This is a genomic window from Pseudomonas sp. R43(2017), assembly GCF_002112345.1.
GTDB classification, from domain to species: Bacteria; Pseudomonadota; Gammaproteobacteria; order Pseudomonadales; family Pseudomonadaceae; genus Aquipseudomonas; species Aquipseudomonas kribbensis.
The window spans coordinates 94,700-109,892 of sequence record NZ_NEHJ01000005.1; the positions used below are offsets into that span (position 1 = coordinate 94,700).

Consider the following 15,193-nt stretch of genomic DNA (forward strand, 5'->3'; position numbering starts at 1 on the left):
ATTGGCTAAGGTTCAAGCATTGCTAGGGAGGGCGAGCATGACTGCCGTCGAATTACCCGCTGTACCCCGAGTCCTGATTGCCGAGGCCGACCCCTGGTCTCGTGACCTGCTCAAACAGGTTTTGCTCAACGTGCGCTGCGATGCGCGGCTGGATCTGTGCGCCGATGGCCAGGAGGCGATGTCTCTGCTCGGCGAAGTCCCCTATGACCTGGCCATCGTCGACTGGGAGCTGCCCGGTGTCGACGGTTTGAATGTGTTGCGCAGTGTGCGCCAGCGCAAACGCAATCCGCCGCTGCCGTTCATTCTGATGAGCAGCCGCAACGACAGCGCCAGCGTGCGCGAAGCCTTGCCGCTGGCACCCACGGCCTATCTGGCCAAACCTCTGAACATGGAAAGCCTGACCGAGCGTTTGCAGGGGCTGCTGCTCAATGCCGGTCAGGAAGTATTCTGCGAAGTGCCCGCACTGGCGCCGGGCATGACCCTGTCGGTGTTCCTCGAGCGCTGTCGCGAGCAGGCTGACGGCGCGCCGTTGATGACCGACGTGCAAGTGGCGGTCAAACGCAGCCTCCACCCCAACGGGCTGGACTTGAAACTGCTGGAAGAGGAAATCCGCACCGACCCGCAGATCACTGCGGTATTGATCGCAGCGGCCAACAGCGCCGCTCAGCACCACGGCGCGGCGGTGCAGACCCTGGCCCAGGCGCTGCATCGCCTGGGCACCGGGCAAAGCATGAACCTGATTCTTGGCCTGGCGCTCAAGCGCAGTGCACGACTCAGCGATCCGTGTCTGGCGGACTATGCCGAGCGCTATTGGGGCCTGTCGCTGCACACCGCCGAATACGCGCGCACCCTGGCGCGTCTGCTTGATCTGGATCAGGAGCGCTGTTACTGCGCCGGAATGCTCCATCGTCTCGGCGATCTGGCGCTGCTGCGTTGTTTGCAGGAGTGGAAGCAGGCCGGCGGCGAGCTGGATGAACTGGAAGAAGTCGGCGATGCGCTGGCGGAATTCGGTGCGGCGTACGGTTCGGCATTACGCACCCGCTGGCGCCTGCCACTGGAGTTGCGCGAGCTGATTGCCTCGGTCTACCAGCTCGGTGGCGGCGTGTATTCCCGTGAGGCACTGGTGATGAACATGGCGGCGCAGATGGCGCGGCTGACCGAGCACGAGGGCGTCGAGGAACTGGCGAAGAGCCGCACGGCGCGCCTGCTCAAGATCGGCTTGCCGGAGCTGATGCGGATGCGCAAATAGCGCTTGTCCTGCATCAGCGCGGTGTTCAGGCCGAGATGATCCGGTTCTTGCCCTGACGCTTGGCCTCGTACATCGCCGTATCGGCCCGGGCGAACAGGGCGTCGAGGCTTTCGTCTTCCGGGGTGAGGCTGGTCAGGCCCTGGCTGACGGTGATGCCGAACGTCTGTTCGCCGTGGCTGAAGCTCAATCGCTGGATTTCCTGTTGCAGCCGCTCGGCCACCTGCATCGCCATGTCCGGCGCGCAGCCCGGAAATACCGCAGCGAACTCTTCACCGCCAATCCGCCCGAACAGGTCTCCCCGGCGTAGCGAGGCACGCCCGCATTCGGCGATCCGTTGCAGCACGTTGTCGCCTTCCGGGTGACCGTAGGTGTCGTTGATCACCTTGAAGTCATCGATGTCCAGCAGCAGAAACGCCAGTGGCGCCCCTTGCAGGCGGGCCTCTTCAAACTCGCGGTTGGCGCATTCGAAGAAGTGTCGACGGTTGCTGCTCTGGGTCAGCACATCGGTGGTGGCCAGGCGTTGCAGCTCGGTTTCCATCTGTTTCTTTTCGGTGATGTCCTCGGCGATGCCGACGATGATCACCGGTTGCCCCGGTTCTTCCTGGCGGTTGATGAAGCACTTGTCGCTGATCCAGCGCACCTGGCCGTCGGCGTCGATGATCCGGTATTCGCGGTCTTCCACGGCGCCCTTGTGCAGCACTTCGGCGAGGCTGCGTTCGGCGTACTCGAGGTCGTCGGGGTAGATGCTGTCGCGCCACTGGTTGTAGTCGGCCAGCAGCAGGGCGGCCGAGCGGCCGAAAATCCGTTCATAGGCGGGGCTGACGTACAGCACCTGACGGGTTTCCCAGTTGAAGGCCCAAAGCACGGCGTTGACGCTGACCAGCAGCGAGCTGAACAACTGTTCGCGTTCGCTCAGGCGCGCGACTTCGCCCTGGGCGTGCATCAATGCCATCAGGGTTTGTGCGGCCTCGGGCCACTGGGGAAGGGATGAGTCTTTTTGATTGTTGTTGACCATCGACACGGATCTCAAAGGGCGTGCCGGGAAGTCGACAACAGCCACGGGATAGCCCGCCGGGGTGGCGAAGTGTCTTTGAGATAGGGGATCGGGGGTGAAGTTCCGAAGGGTGCGCCCGGGAGCCGGGCGCACCGATCAACGGCATCAGACGGCGGCAGGGCGCAGCGAGTAGGTTTTCAACTGGTCGGCGAATTCGCGCAGGGACTGGATGCCACTGGCCTCGGCCTCGTGGACCCATTCCTTGATGGCGGCGAGCATGTCGTGGCCATTTGCGCTGGTCTTGACCCAGATCTGCTGCAGGGCCAGGCGTTTCTCGTAGATTACCTTCAGCGCCTGGCTGTGCTCGAGCATGTTCTGGATGCGCGCGTGATGGCGATCTTCCAACAGGCTGGTTTCACGGGAAAGCAGACGCTTGGCGCGGTGGAACTGATGGCGCACCGAATGATCGACCTTGGCCAGCTCCTGCTTCACCAGCGGCCCGATCACCAGCTTGCGGTACTGGGCCATGATCTGGAAGCGGTTGTTGAGAATCGCCATGGCGGTGTCCATGTCCAGGCTGCCCTTGCCTTCGACGCGGTGGGCGATCGGCGCAACGCGCTGCACCTTGGCCAGGCGCAGGAAGCTGAAGACCTGGATCCAGGCCCAGCCGAGGTCGAACTCCCACTTCTTGACCGACAGCTTGGCCGAATTGGGATAGGTGTGATGGTTGTTGTGCAGCTCTTCGCCGCCGATCAGGATGCCCCATGGCACCAGATTGGTCGCGGCATCGCGGCATTCGAAGTTGCGGTAGCCAATGGCATGGCCGAGACCGTTGACCACGCCGGCCGCCCAGACCGGGATCCACATCATCTGGATCGCCCAGATGGTGATGCCGATGGTGCCGAACAGCATCAAATCGATGACCGCCATGATCGCGATGCCCAGCAGGCGATAGCGGCTGTAGAGGTTGCGCTCGATCCAGTCTTCCGGGCAGTTCTTGCCATAGATGCGCAGGGTCTCGGGGTTCTGCGCTTCTTCGCGGTACAGCTCGGCACCTTTGCGCAGGACCGTGGACAGGCCTTTGACGACCGGGCTGTGCGGGTCATCCTCGGTTTCGCATTTGGCGTGGTGCTTGCGGTGGATAGCGGTCCACTCGCGGGTGTTCTGCGCCGTGGTCAGCCACAGCCAGAAACGGAAGAAATGCTTAAGCCCGGCATTCAGCTCCAGGGAGCGATGGGCCGAGTAGCGGTGCAAGTAGACCGTGACGGCAACAATCGTCACATGGGTCATCAGCAGGGTCACGGCGACCAGTGACCAGGCCGACAAGCCAAGAAAACCTTCGTACCACATAGGCTATAGGGCCCTCGATAGAGAAAAAACAGCCGTTGCATTATCACCAAGCACACAGATAAAACCAGTCGCCCTTTCAGATAAGAGATGGCTGGATGTTTCTTGACCTATAATCCCGACATTTTTGTAGGGACATGGACGGCCGAATGTCTGCCACATACCGCGATGCCTTGCGTGCAGCGCTGCTTTACCTGGTTCTTGCCGTTGTCTGGCTGCAAGGCATTGGCTATTTATTGAACAGTTTCTTCGATAGCTCTGATCAGTTGCTGCGTTGGCAACTGATCAACGGCTATGCCTTTGTGGTGTTCAGCGCCGGTTTGATCTTTCTCGCCCGGGCCCGCCTGTTCGAATGCCTGGGCATCGGTGCCCGGTTGCGTGAGCGCCAGGCCGATCGCGAACGCCTGCGCCAGGCTGCAGCGGTGTTCGATTGCACCCGCGAAGGCGTGCTGGTCACGGACCGCCAAGGGCTGATCGTGCACGTCAATCGCGCGTTCATGGAAATCACCGGCTACCAGCGTGAGGAAGTCATTGGTCAGCAGCCCAGCCTGTTCAAGTCCGGCCACCATCCACCAGGCTTCTATCAGGCGATGTTCGCCACGCTGCAGGCGAAGGATGAATGGAGCGGCGAAATCTGGAACCGGCGCAAGAGCGGTGAAATTTATCCACAGTGGCAAACCATCCGGGTGATTCGCGATGAGGACGGTCGGCTCAGTCATTACGTTGCGGTGTTTTCCGACATCAGCGCGATCAAGGATTCCGAGCACGAGCTCAAGCACCTGGCCCACCACGACCCGCTGACCGACCTGCCCAACCGCCTGCTGTTCAGCGACCGCGCCGAACAGGCGCTGGCTTCGGCACAGAGCCACAAGCGCGGTTGCGCGCTGCTGATGATCGACCTCGATCACTTCAAACTGATCAACGACAGCCTCGGCCACAACATCGGAGACCGTTTGCTCAAGTCGGTCGCCGTGCGTTTGCAGGCGCTGTTCGGATCGGGCATCACTCTGGCGCGGCTGGGGGGCGATGAATTCGCGGTACTGATGGAAAGTTGTCCACAACCGGCGCAGGCCGCAGCCCTGGCCCAGCGCATTCTCGATGCGCTCAAGGAACCGTTCTGCCTCGACGGCCATGAACTCTTCATCAACGCCAGCCTCGGCATCAGCCTGTTTCCCAGCGATGCCCTGAGCGCCGAACAACTGCTGCGCAACGCCGATGCGGCATTGTTCAAGGCCAAGAGCAGCGGCCGCAACGGCTACGCGCTGTACACCGAAGAACTCACGGCGCACGCCCAGCAACGGGTCGAGATCGCCTTCGAACTGCGTCGCGCACTGGAGCAACAAGAGCTGCGGGTTTACTACCAGCCCGTCCACGACTTGCAGACCAGCCGCCTGATCGGCGTCGAGGCGCTGGTGCGTTGGGAGCATCCGCAGCGGGGGCTAGTGTCACCTGCGGAGTTCATCCCGATTGCCGAGCGCACCGGGATGATCTCGGAAATCGACGCCTGGGTGATGCAGCAGGCCTGCCGCCAGATGTGCCAATGGCAGCAGGCCGGGGTGGTGCTGTCGTTTGTCGCGGTGAACGTTTCGTCGCGACTGTTTGCCCGCCGCGAGTTGTATCAACAGGTGGCGCAGGTGCTGCACGACACCGGCCTCGATCCGGCGTATCTGGAGCTGGAAGTTACCGAAAGCGCGGTGATGGACGATCCGGAAGTGGCGCTGGAGCAGATGCATCGTCTGCGCGAGCTGGGGATTCGTCTGGCCATCGATGACTTTGGCACCGGTTATTCGTCGCTGCTGCGGCTCAAGCGCCTGCCGGTGCAGAAGCTCAAAATCGATCAGGGTTTTGTCGCCGGCCTGCCGTGGGACGAGGACGATGCCGCCATTGTCCGGGTGATCATCGCCCTGGCTCGCAGCATGGGCATGCAGGTGCACGCCGAAGGTATCGAGCAGGCCGAGCAGGCTGCGTTTCTGCTCGAACAGGCGTGCGATCTGGGACAGGGCTACTGGTTCGGGCGGCCGGTGCCTGAAGCGCAGATCGACTGGTCCAGAGCGCCGGCAATCGGCTGACAGTCCTGTGCAGCGGGTTTGCGAACGGGCAAATCCGCCGCAAACCCTTGCTGCATCACATAATGTTTTCCAGTTATATAAACATTCTTAAATAGTCTTTTTAAGAATATCTGCGCCTCTCTTATATTGCTCCCACGCCGAACGCAGTGCCGCCCACTGCCAGGCATATCCCATACAAAGGAGCAGCACCATGAGCGCATCCCTGCGTAGCGTTGACGGTCAGGACGAAACCACCATCTTGCGTGAAATCCAGAGCGCCTTGCGCGACCTGCGTTTCGGCGCGGTGGAAATCACTGTGCACAACGCCCAAGTCGTCCAGATCGAACGCAAAGAGAAATTCCGTCTGCAGCAACCGGGCAACAAGCAGGCCTGAAGATCGCATCTGCGACAGCTCCTGCAGGGGGCCATGCGCAGGAGTTGCCGCAGGCGCGATCACTGAATGAGCAATCCGATTCCAGCAATACATAAGAAAAAGCCACCACCAAGAATTCCAGGAGCTTTCACCATGTCGTCGATTCGCCGTTACGCTCTGGCCGCCCTGGCCAGCGCTGTGTTTGCCGGTTCCGCGGTTGCCAAGGATTACGAACTGCTCAACGTTTCGTATGACCCGACCCGCGAGCTGTATCAGGATTACAACGCCGAATTCGTGAAGTACTGGCAGGCAGAGCATGCCGGCGACACCGTGAAAATCCAGCAATCCCACGGCGGTTCTGGCAAGCAGGGCCGTGCGGTGATCGACGGTCTGCGCGCTGACGTCGTGACCCTGGCCCTGGCCGGCGATATCGACGAAATCGCCAAGCTCGGCAAGACCCTGCCGGCCGACTGGCAGAAGCGTCTGCCGGACGCCAGCACTCCGTACACCTCGACGATCGTGTTCCTGGTGCGCAAGGGCAACCCGAAAGGCATCAAGGACTGGGGCGACCTGATCAAGAACGATGTATCGGTGATCACGCCGAACCCGAAAACCTCCGGCGGTGCACGCTGGAACTTCCTCGCGGCGTGGGCCTACGGCCTGAAAGCCAACGGCGGCAACGAGGCGAAAGCCAAAGAATACGTGCAAACCCTGTTCAAGCACGTTCCGGTCCTGGACACCGGCGCCCGTGGCTCGACCATCACCTTCGTCAACAACGGTCAGGGTGATGTGTTGCTGGCCTGGGAAAACGAAGCCTTCCTGGCGCTGAAAGAAGACGGCGGCAAGGACAAGTTCGACATCGTCGTGCCTTCGTTGTCGATCCTCGCCGAACCTCCGGTGGCCGTGGTCGACAAGAACGCCGAGAAGAAGGGCAACGAGCAGATCGCCGAAGCCTACCTCAAGCACCTGTACAGCCCGGCCGGCCAGGAAATCGCGGCGAAGAACTTCTACCGCCCGCGTGACAAGGACGTGGCGGCCAAGTACGCCCAGCAGTTCCCGAAACTGGAACTGGTGACCATCGACAAGGACTTCGGCGGCTGGAAAACCGCACAGCCGAAATTCTTCAACGACGGTGGCGTGTTCGACCAGATCTATCAGGCGCAGTAATCTGAAATAGGTCATAAACGAGCCCCGATTTAACCGTCGGGGCTTTGTGCGTTCTCAAACCAAGGACTTTTATGTCGCGTCGTATCTCCCCCGTCATACCCGGCTTCGGGCTGACGCTGGGCTACACCTTGGTGTACCTCAGCCTGATTGTGCTAATCCCGCTGGCGGCGATGTTCATCCACGCCTCACAGCTCACCTGGGATCAGTTCTGGACGATCATCTCCGCGCCCCGCGTTCTCGCCGCACTGAAGCTGAGCTTTGGCACCGCGCTGTGCGCCGCGATCATCAACGGCATCATTGGCACGTTGCTGGCCTGGGTGCTGGTGCGCTACACGTTCCCGGGGCGCAAGGTGATCGATGCGATGATCGATCTGCCGTTCGCCCTGCCGACCGCGGTGGCCGGTATTGCGCTGACGGCGCTGTACACGCCGACCGGGCTGGTCGGGCAATTCGCCGCCGACCTCGGTTTCAAGATTGCCTACACCCCGCTCGGGATCACTCTGGCGCTGACCTTCGTGACCCTGCCGTTCGTGGTGCGCACGGTGCAGCCGGTGCTGGCCGACATTCCCCGTGAAGTCGAAGAAGCCGCCGCGTGCCTCGGTGCCAAGCCGTTGCAGGTGTTCCGCCACATCCTGCTGCCGGCGCTGTTGCCAGCTTGGCTCACCGGTTTTGCCCTGGCGTTTGCCCGGGGCGTCGGCGAGTACGGTTCGGTGATTTTCATCGCCGGCAACATGCCGATGAAAACCGAAATCCTGCCGCTGCTGATCATGGTCAAGCTCGACCAGTACGATTACACCGGCGCTACCTCCATCGGCGTGTTGATGCTGGTGGTTTCCTTCGTCCTGTTGCTGCTGATCAACTTGTTGCAGCGGCGCATCGAAACCCCATAAGGAGGCGCGAACCATGTCCCAATCGTCTATTGCGGCCGCTTCCTCGGCCAACGCCGCCCGCCGTGGCAGCGCCACTTCGCGCAGAGTCCTGATCGGTCTCGGCTGGCTGATTTTCTTCCTGTTTCTGGTGCTGCCGCTGTTTATCGTGGTGTCGCAGGGGTTGAAGAACGGCCTCGGTGCATTCTTCACCGCGATCTTCGAACCGGATGCCTTGTCGGCGCTGAAGCTCACGGTGATTGCGGTGCTGATTTCGGTGCCGCTGAACCTGGTGTTCGGTGTCAGCGCCGCGTGGTGCGTGAGCAAGTACTCGTTCCGTGGCAAGAGCATGCTGGTAACGCTGATCGACCTGCCGTTCTCGGTCTCGCCGGTGATCGCAGGTCTGGTCTACGTGTTGATGTTCGGCGCCCAGGGCCTGTTCGGGCCGTGGCTGCAGGATCACGACATCCAGATCGTCTTCGCCCTGCCAGGCATCGTGCTGGCGACGATCTTCGTCACCGTGCCGTTCGTGGCCCGTGAGCTGATCCCGCTGATGCAGGAACAAGGCACTCAGGAAGAGGAAGCTGCGCGGCTGCTTGGTGCCAATGGCTGGCAGATGTTCTGGCACGTGACCGTCCCCAACATCAAATGGGGCCTGATCTATGGCGTGGTGCTGTGCACCGCGCGGGCCATGGGTGAGTTCGGTGCGGTGTCGGTGGTTTCCGGGCACATTCGCGGGGTGACCAACACCTTGCCGCTGCACGTCGAGATCCTCTACAACGAATACAACCACGTGGCCGCGTTCGCCGTGGCGAGCCTGTTGCTGATCCTGGCGCTCTTCATCCTGCTGCTCAAGCAGTGGAGCGAAAACCGTATCAACCGCCTGCGCGCCAGCGCCGCGGAGGAATAATTCATGTCGATCGAAGTGCGTAACGTCAGCAAGAATTTCAATGCGTTCAAGGCGCTGGACAACATCAGCCTGGACATCCACAGCGGTGAGCTGGTGGCGCTGCTCGGCCCGTCCGGCTGCGGCAAGACCACTTTGCTGCGCATTATTGCCGGTCTGGAAACCCCGGATAACGGCAACATCGTGTTCCACGGCGAAGACGTGTCCGGCCACGACGTGCGCGATCGCAACGTCGGTTTCGTGTTCCAGCACTACGCCCTGTTCCGCCACATGACGGTGTTCGACAACGTCGCGTTCGGCCTGCGCATGAAACCGAAAAACCAGCGCCCGAGCGAAAGCCAGATCGCGACCAAGGTTCACGAGCTGCTGAACATGGTGCAACTGGACTGGCTGTCGGATCGTTACCCGGAGCAACTGTCCGGCGGCCAGCGTCAGCGTATCGCTTTGGCCCGAGCGCTGGCGGTGGAGCCGAAAGTGCTGCTGCTCGACGAACCGTTCGGCGCCCTCGACGCCAAGGTGCGTAAAGAGCTGCGCCGCTGGCTGGCGCGCCTGCACGAAGACATCAACCTGACCTCGGTGTTCGTGACCCACGACCAGGAAGAGGCGATGGAAGTGGCCGACCGCATCGTGGTGATGAACAAGGGTGTGATCGAGCAGATCGGCTCACCGGGCGATGTCTACGAAAACCCGGCCAGCGATTTCGTCTATCACTTCCTCGGCGACTCGAACCGTCTGCATCTGGGGGATGACAACCACGTGCTGTTCCGCCCGCACGAAGTGTCGCTGTCGCGGCATGAGCTGGAGGATCACCATGCCGCTGAAGTCCGCGATATCCGGCCGCTGGGCGCGACCACGCGGGTGACGTTGAAGGTTGAAGGCCAGACTGACCTGATCGAGGCGGAAGTGGTGAAAGATCACGACAGCCTGACCGGGTTGGCCAAGGGTGAGACGTTGTTCTTCAAGCCGAAGGTCTGGCAGAAAGTCGCCAACCTTTAAAATCAAAAGGTTCGTCGGATCGCCGCCCGGAGCAAGCCCGCTCCCACAATGGAATGCATTCCAAATGTGGGAGCGAGCTTGCTCGCGAAAGCGGCCTACACAGCGGCCCTGTTCGGATTGGCCCGCACCACACCCGCCCGCGCCTCGATCTGCTCTTTCAGCTCATGCCGCATCCCGAGCATGAACGCCAGTTCGGCCACCACAAACAGCGGCCCGACAATCAGCCCGCTCAAGTCATCCACAAACGCCGGTTTGCGCCCCTCGTAGTGGTGCCCGACAAACTGGATCGCCCAGCCGATCACAAACATCGCCAGGCCTGCACTCAGCCAGACCAGGGTGCTCTGCTGTGCCAAGGCATGCCCGGTCCAGACCGACAGCCCCATCAACACGGTCATCAAAACCCCGAGCTTCAGTTCCAGTCGCAGGTAAAACCATGCCGACGCAAGGGCGGCAATCACCGCCGGGGAAATCCACAATCCACCCACCGACCATTCCGGCCGCGACAACAGTACGGCCACCGCCACCACAATCAGCGGAATCCCGATAAAGTGGCTGGCGATGTTGCGCGGGTCACGGTGGTAAGCGGCGTATTGACTCAAATGATCGACGAGGCTTTTCATTGTTGTTCCTCCTGTAGGGTGATCGAATCATGCCCCGGGTTCACGGCTCGCTCTGTCAGGCAGGCGACAATCTTTAGGAGAACGCATGGAAAAGGTCTGGCGCGAGCGCCTGCTGACCGGGCAATGGTTCAGTCATCTGCCTTTGTCCTTTCAGGATAGTCTGCTGGCGGCGGCAAAGGAGCGGCGGCTGGCGGCGGGGCAGCGCTTGTTCCAGCGCGGCGATGCGCCGTGCGGGCTGTACGCGGTGCTCGACGGCGCAGTGCGCATCGGTGCGGTCAGCGAGCAGGGCAAGGAGGCGTTGCTGAGCCTGGTGGAGGCGCCGCACTGGTTCGGCGAAATCTGCCTGTTCGACGGCCAGCCTCGCACCCACGATGCCTACGCGGTCGGGCCTTGCACCTTGCTGAACATTCCCCAGGCCACGCTGCTGAAACTGCTAGACGAACATCCCGTCTACTGGCGACATCTGGCCCTGCTGATGAGCCATAAACTGCGCCTGACCTTCATCAATCTGGAACAGCTGAGCCTGCTGCCGGCCCCGGCCCGTCTGGCTCATCGCTTGCTGATGATCGCCGAAGGCTACGGCGAACTTGATCCGCCACGCCGGGTGCTGCAACTGCCTCAGGAACAATTGGCTTCGATGCTTTCGCTGTCGCGGCAGACCACCAACCAGATCCTCAAGGAGTTGCAGGGGCAGGGGATTATCGGGTTGGCTTACGGGGAGATCGAGATCCTTGATGCCGTCCGATTGCGGGCTATGGCTGCAGTTTGAAACTCAACGCAACTGATCCCGAAACTGCCCCGGCGTCATCCCGGTCCAGCGCTTGAACGCTCGACTGAAGCTGCTCGTATCGGCAAATCCCAGCAGATAACTGACTTCGCTCAACGAGCATTGCGGATCACGCAGGTGCAGCAACGCGAGGTTCTCGCGGCTTTCATTCAATAGCGTATCGAAACGACAACCCTCGTCCGCCAAATGCCGTTGCAGGCTGCGCAGGCTAAGGTGCAGGGCCTGGGCGATGCGTTCGGCGCTGGGTTCGCCTTCGGGCAGTTGTTCTTCGATGGCGTCGCGCACCTTGCGCTCCCAGGTCAGCGGCTTGAGCTGGGCGAGGGTGCGTTTGAGCACGGCTTCGTTGTGCTCGGCCAGTTCGGGGTTTGCGTCGTCGAGGTGGCTGTCGAAGTCGTTGAGGGCGAATTCGATGCGGTCTTCTTCGGCTGAAAAATGCACCGGCGAGCGGAACACCTTGTGCCATTGATGCGCATCGGCCGGTTCCGGGCGGCGCAGGTACACCGCCAGCGGCGCGTAGTCACGGCCCAGGCGATTGCGGCAGGTGCGCACGTAGATCGCGGCGAAGGCGTCGATGGCTTCGAAGGCCGGGGCCGGGTTGTCGGCCGGGATTTTCAGGCGAAACCGGTAACGATCTTCGCTGCGGGTCAGCTCCAGCTCCAGCGCGTCGCTGACCACCTGGTGATAACGCACGATCCGCTCGAACACTTCCCTCAGACTGCCACTGGCCACCAACGCATAGCCCAATGCGTGAAACGTCGTGGGGCTGACGAACCGCGACACGCGCAAACCGATCGCCGGATCACCGCTGACCTGCACCGCGATTTCCCACAGGCGCGTGGTGGCGGACAACGGATAGCGTGCATTCGGGTCGTCCATCAGTTGCGGATCGAGCCCGGCCTGCTGGCACAGGGCAGTGCTGTCCAGCCCCAGCGCGTCGAGTTGCTTGCGCAGGGCACGGGTCCAGCTGGCGAGAGAAGTCGGTTCCTTCATGCTGATTGGCGCTTCCGGTCAACAGGTTGGCGTTCTCGGCTACCGCGTCCGGACCCTGCGCGGGGCAGGATGCGAACATCAATAACCAGAGGATGGAAGCATGGACCGTACTTCTGCAAGTCCCCAGCGACACAATGCTGCCCAGCGATCAGCGCATATTCGCGAAGTGGTGCTGGCCAAAGGCGTCGAGCTGCGCGAGCGCTACCCGATTCTCAAGCATCAGGACGCCCTCGGTGCGGGGATTCTGGCGTTTGCCCTGGCCGGGATGATCGGTTCGGCGGCGCTCTACATCACCGGGCACATGGCGTGGTGGGCGTGCCTGTTGCTGAACGCGTTTTTTGCCTCGCTGACCCATGAGCTGGAGCACGACCTGATTCACAGTATGTATTTCCGCAAGCAGCGTGTGCCGCACAACCTGATGATGGGGCTGGTGTGGCTGGCACGGCCGAGCACGATCAACCCGTGGATCCGCCGGCATCTGCACCTTAACCACCACAAGGTGTCCGGCACCGAAACCGACATGGAAGAACGGGCGATCACCAACGGCGAACCCTGGGGTTTTGCGCGGTTGCTGATGGTCGGCGACAACGTGATGTCGGCATTCATCCGCATGCTGCGGGCCAAGACCTGGGCGCACAAATTCAGCATCATCAAGCGTTCGCTGAAGGTCTACGCGCCGCTGGCGCTGGTGCATTGGGGCGCGTGGTACGTGTTTCTCGGCTTCCATGCGGCCAATGGCATCGCTTACTTGATGGGGTCGCCGATTGAATGGTCGGCGACCACATTGTCGGTGATGCAAGTGATCGACATCGCCGCTGTGGTCATCATCGGGCCGAACGTGTTGCGCACCTTCTGCCTGCATTTCATCAGTTCGAACATGCATTACTACGGCGATGTGGAGCTGGGTAATGTGTTGCAGCAGTGTCAGGTGCTGAATCCGTGGTGGCTGTGGCCGTTGCAGGCGTTCTGCTTCAACTTTGGCAGTAGCCACGGGATTCATCATTTTGTGGTGAAGGAGCCGTTTTACATTCGCCAGCTGACGGTGCCGGTGGCGCACAAAGTGATGCGGGAGATGGGGGTTCGGTTTAACGATTTTGGGACGTTTGGGCGGGCGAACAGGTTTGTTCGCAAGGAAGAAGTTCTGCAGAAAGAAGTGCAGACGGCTCAGGCTTGAAGGTATCCGAAGCTATCGCCGGCTAACCGGCGATAGCCCTGCATCAGCCATCCTCAATCCGGCTGAAACGGCGACTCACTCAAAATCACGCCAGTCTCCTCCACATACCGCTGCCAATGCCCGATCAGCGCTTCAAGCTTCTGCGGCTGACTCGACGCCAGGTCATGAATCTCCCCCGGATCACTCCCCAGATCATAAAGCTGCCAGGTCGCCGGCCCCACCGGCCCGGGGATCCACACCGCCTTCCACTGACCCTGCCGAATCGCCCGGCGTCCGAACAATTCCCAACCGGTGACGGTGTGTTCGTCATGCACCTGCGCCGTCTCGCCGGACAAGAAACCCAGCCACGATTTACCGCGCAACGGCGCCACTGGTTTGCCGTGCCACTGCTTGCCGGGATGGCGCACGCCGGCCAGATCGAGGATGGTCGGCGTGATGTCCATCACCGTACCGAAACCATGGCTGATCTGCCCCTTCAGCGGCAGTTGCGGATAGTGCAGCAGCGCCGGAACGCGAATCCCGCCCTCGGTGGTGAAGGCCTTGAACAGGCGTGACGGTGCGGTCGCCACCTGCGCCCAGTTCGGCCCGTACCAGACGTAGGAATTGGCGCGGCCGATGTTGTCGAGGCTGTTGTCGTAATGCTGGCTCAGGTAGGTCACCAGCTCCGGGCCGAATTTCGGGAACGCTTCCAGCAGCGCGCCTTCGGCACCGTTGTCGGACATGAACAGGATGAAGGTGTTGTCGAGCTGGCCCTGCTGGCGCAGATAGTCGACGACGCGGCCGATGTTCCAGTCCATGCGCTCGACCATCGCGGCGTAGACCTCCATCGCCCGTGCGGAAATCTTTTTCTGCTCATCGCTTAGCGCGTCCCATTGTGCGGTCAGCTGGATCAATGGATGCGGCTCGACATCCGGCTCGATCAGGCCCAATTCCTTGAGTTTTTCCAGACGCTCAAGGCGCAGCACTTCCGGCCCCGCGTCGTAGCGGCCGCGGTATTTTTCGACGATGTCGGCTGGCGCCTGCAAAGGCCAGTGCGGTGCGGAAAACGGCAGGTAGGCGAAGAACGGCCGGCTCTGGTCGCGCTCCTTGAGGTACTGCAACAGCTTGTCGCCGAACGCGTCGGAGGAATAGAAATCCTTCGGCAGTTCGTCGATGAAAGTGTCGTCCTCGATGTACAGCGCCGGGGTGGATTTCAGCAGGCCGGGCGTGTGTTCATCGTAGGTCGGTTCGAATCCGTAGTGGTTCGCCGCGCCGGGCAGCAGCGAGAACGAACGCTCGAAGCCACGGGCGTGGGGCGCCAGTTCGGCGGTCAGGCCCAGGTGCCATTTGCCGCTCATCAAGGTCTGGTAACCGGCCTCGCGCAGCAGCTCCGGCAATGCGACGACACGGTCGTTGAGGTAACCCTCGTAACCCGGTTTGCCGATCAGATCGGGAGTCAGGGTTTCGGCCATGGTGCCGATGCCGGCGATGTGGTGATCGGTGCCGGTGAGCAGCATCGAGCGGGTCGGCGAGCAGGTCGGTGCGGTGTGAAAGTCGGTCAGTCGCAGACCGTTGTTGGCCAGGGCATCGAGGTTTGGCGTGGCGATTTCGCCACCGAAGGCACCGATGTCGGAGAAGCCGAGGTCATCGGCCAGAATCACCAGAAAATTGGGACGTTGCGGCATCAACAGGCTCC

The 15,193-nt window shown here is 61.5% G+C and carries 14 protein-coding genes; 9 read left to right on the forward strand and 5 right to left on the reverse strand.

Annotated features, from left to right (window positions below; all coding sequences use genetic code 11):
• Nucleotides 1-37: 37 nt before the first annotated feature.
• Nucleotides 38-1,249, forward strand: coding sequence for a response regulator (locus CAG02_RS15295; RefSeq protein ID WP_085712650.1), 1,212 nt, complete (start codon nucleotides 38-40; stop codon nucleotides 1,247-1,249).
• Between the two features lie 25 nt (nucleotides 1,250-1,274).
• Here CAG02_RS15295 and CAG02_RS15300 read toward each other — a convergent pair whose 3' ends face one another.
• Nucleotides 1,275-2,264, reverse strand: coding sequence for a sensor domain-containing diguanylate cyclase (locus CAG02_RS15300; protein ID WP_085712651.1), 990 nt, complete (start codon nucleotides 2,262-2,264; stop codon nucleotides 1,275-1,277).
• Nucleotides 2,265-2,408: 144 nt separating this feature from the next.
• Nucleotides 2,409-3,593, reverse strand: a complete 1,185-nt coding sequence (desA, locus tag CAG02_RS15305; protein WP_085712652.1) for a delta-9 fatty acid desaturase DesA — start codon at nucleotides 3,591-3,593, stop codon at nucleotides 2,409-2,411.
• Between the two features lie 146 nt (nucleotides 3,594-3,739).
• On the opposite strand from desA, the gene dibA reads away from it, so the two are divergent.
• From dibA to CAG02_RS15335, 6 genes are all read left to right on the forward strand, one after another.
• Nucleotides 3,740-5,659: a phosphodiesterase DibA gene (gene dibA, locus CAG02_RS15310; RefSeq protein ID WP_085712653.1), complete on the forward strand. Its 1,920-nt coding sequence runs from the start codon at nucleotides 3,740-3,742 to the stop codon at nucleotides 5,657-5,659.
• 190 nt (nucleotides 5,660-5,849) lie between these two features.
• On the forward strand, nucleotides 5,850-6,032 hold the full coding sequence (oscA, locus tag CAG02_RS15315) for a sulfur starvation response protein OscA (RefSeq protein ID WP_085712654.1): 183 nt from the start codon (nucleotides 5,850-5,852) through the stop codon (nucleotides 6,030-6,032).
• A gap of 132 nt (nucleotides 6,033-6,164) precedes the next feature.
• Nucleotides 6,165-7,178, forward strand: coding sequence for a sulfate ABC transporter substrate-binding protein (locus CAG02_RS15320; protein ID WP_065257482.1), 1,014 nt, complete (start codon nucleotides 6,165-6,167; stop codon nucleotides 7,176-7,178).
• Nucleotides 7,179-7,249: 71 nt separating this feature from the next.
• Nucleotides 7,250-8,068, forward strand: coding sequence for a sulfate ABC transporter permease subunit CysT (cysT, locus tag CAG02_RS15325; RefSeq protein ID WP_085712655.1), 819 nt, complete (start codon nucleotides 7,250-7,252; stop codon nucleotides 8,066-8,068).
• A gap of 13 nt (nucleotides 8,069-8,081) precedes the next feature.
• Nucleotides 8,082-8,954, forward strand: coding sequence for a sulfate ABC transporter permease subunit CysW (gene cysW, locus CAG02_RS15330; protein ID WP_003220512.1), 873 nt, complete (start codon nucleotides 8,082-8,084; stop codon nucleotides 8,952-8,954).
• Between the two features lie 3 nt (nucleotides 8,955-8,957).
• A complete protein-coding gene (locus CAG02_RS15335; protein WP_085712656.1) occupies nucleotides 8,958-9,947 on the forward strand; it encodes a sulfate/molybdate ABC transporter ATP-binding protein in 990 nt (329 codons plus the stop codon).
• Between the two features lie 95 nt (nucleotides 9,948-10,042).
• Here CAG02_RS15335 and CAG02_RS15340 read toward each other — a convergent pair whose 3' ends face one another.
• Nucleotides 10,043-10,567: a DUF962 domain-containing protein gene (locus CAG02_RS15340; RefSeq protein WP_085712657.1), complete on the reverse strand. Its 525-nt coding sequence runs from the start codon at nucleotides 10,565-10,567 to the stop codon at nucleotides 10,043-10,045.
• An 85-nt stretch (nucleotides 10,568-10,652) separates the two neighbouring features.
• On the opposite strand from CAG02_RS15340, the gene CAG02_RS15345 reads away from it, so the two are divergent.
• Nucleotides 10,653-11,336, forward strand: a complete 684-nt coding sequence (locus CAG02_RS15345; RefSeq protein WP_085712658.1) for a Crp/Fnr family transcriptional regulator — start codon at nucleotides 10,653-10,655, stop codon at nucleotides 11,334-11,336.
• A gap of 3 nt (nucleotides 11,337-11,339) precedes the next feature.
• Here the strand turns inward: CAG02_RS15345 and CAG02_RS15350 are convergent, their stop codons facing one another.
• A complete protein-coding gene (locus CAG02_RS15350; RefSeq protein ID WP_085712659.1) occupies nucleotides 11,340-12,344 on the reverse strand; it encodes an AraC family transcriptional regulator in 1,005 nt (334 codons plus the stop codon).
• 100 nt (nucleotides 12,345-12,444) lie between these two features.
• Between CAG02_RS15350 and CAG02_RS15355 the strand changes: the two genes are divergently transcribed.
• Nucleotides 12,445-13,518 carry a fatty acid desaturase gene (locus CAG02_RS15355; RefSeq protein WP_085712660.1) on the forward strand — a complete coding sequence of 358 codons (1,074 nt, stop codon included), beginning with the start codon at nucleotides 12,445-12,447 and terminating at the stop codon, nucleotides 13,516-13,518.
• A gap of 53 nt (nucleotides 13,519-13,571) precedes the next feature.
• On the opposite strand, the gene CAG02_RS15360 is transcribed toward CAG02_RS15355, so the two are convergent.
• The gene (locus CAG02_RS15360) at nucleotides 13,572-15,182 is read right to left on the reverse strand and encodes an arylsulfatase (RefSeq protein WP_085712661.1); all 1,611 of its coding nucleotides are present in this window, start codon (nucleotides 15,180-15,182) and stop codon (nucleotides 13,572-13,574) included.
• Nucleotides 15,183-15,193 lie beyond the last annotated feature (11 nt).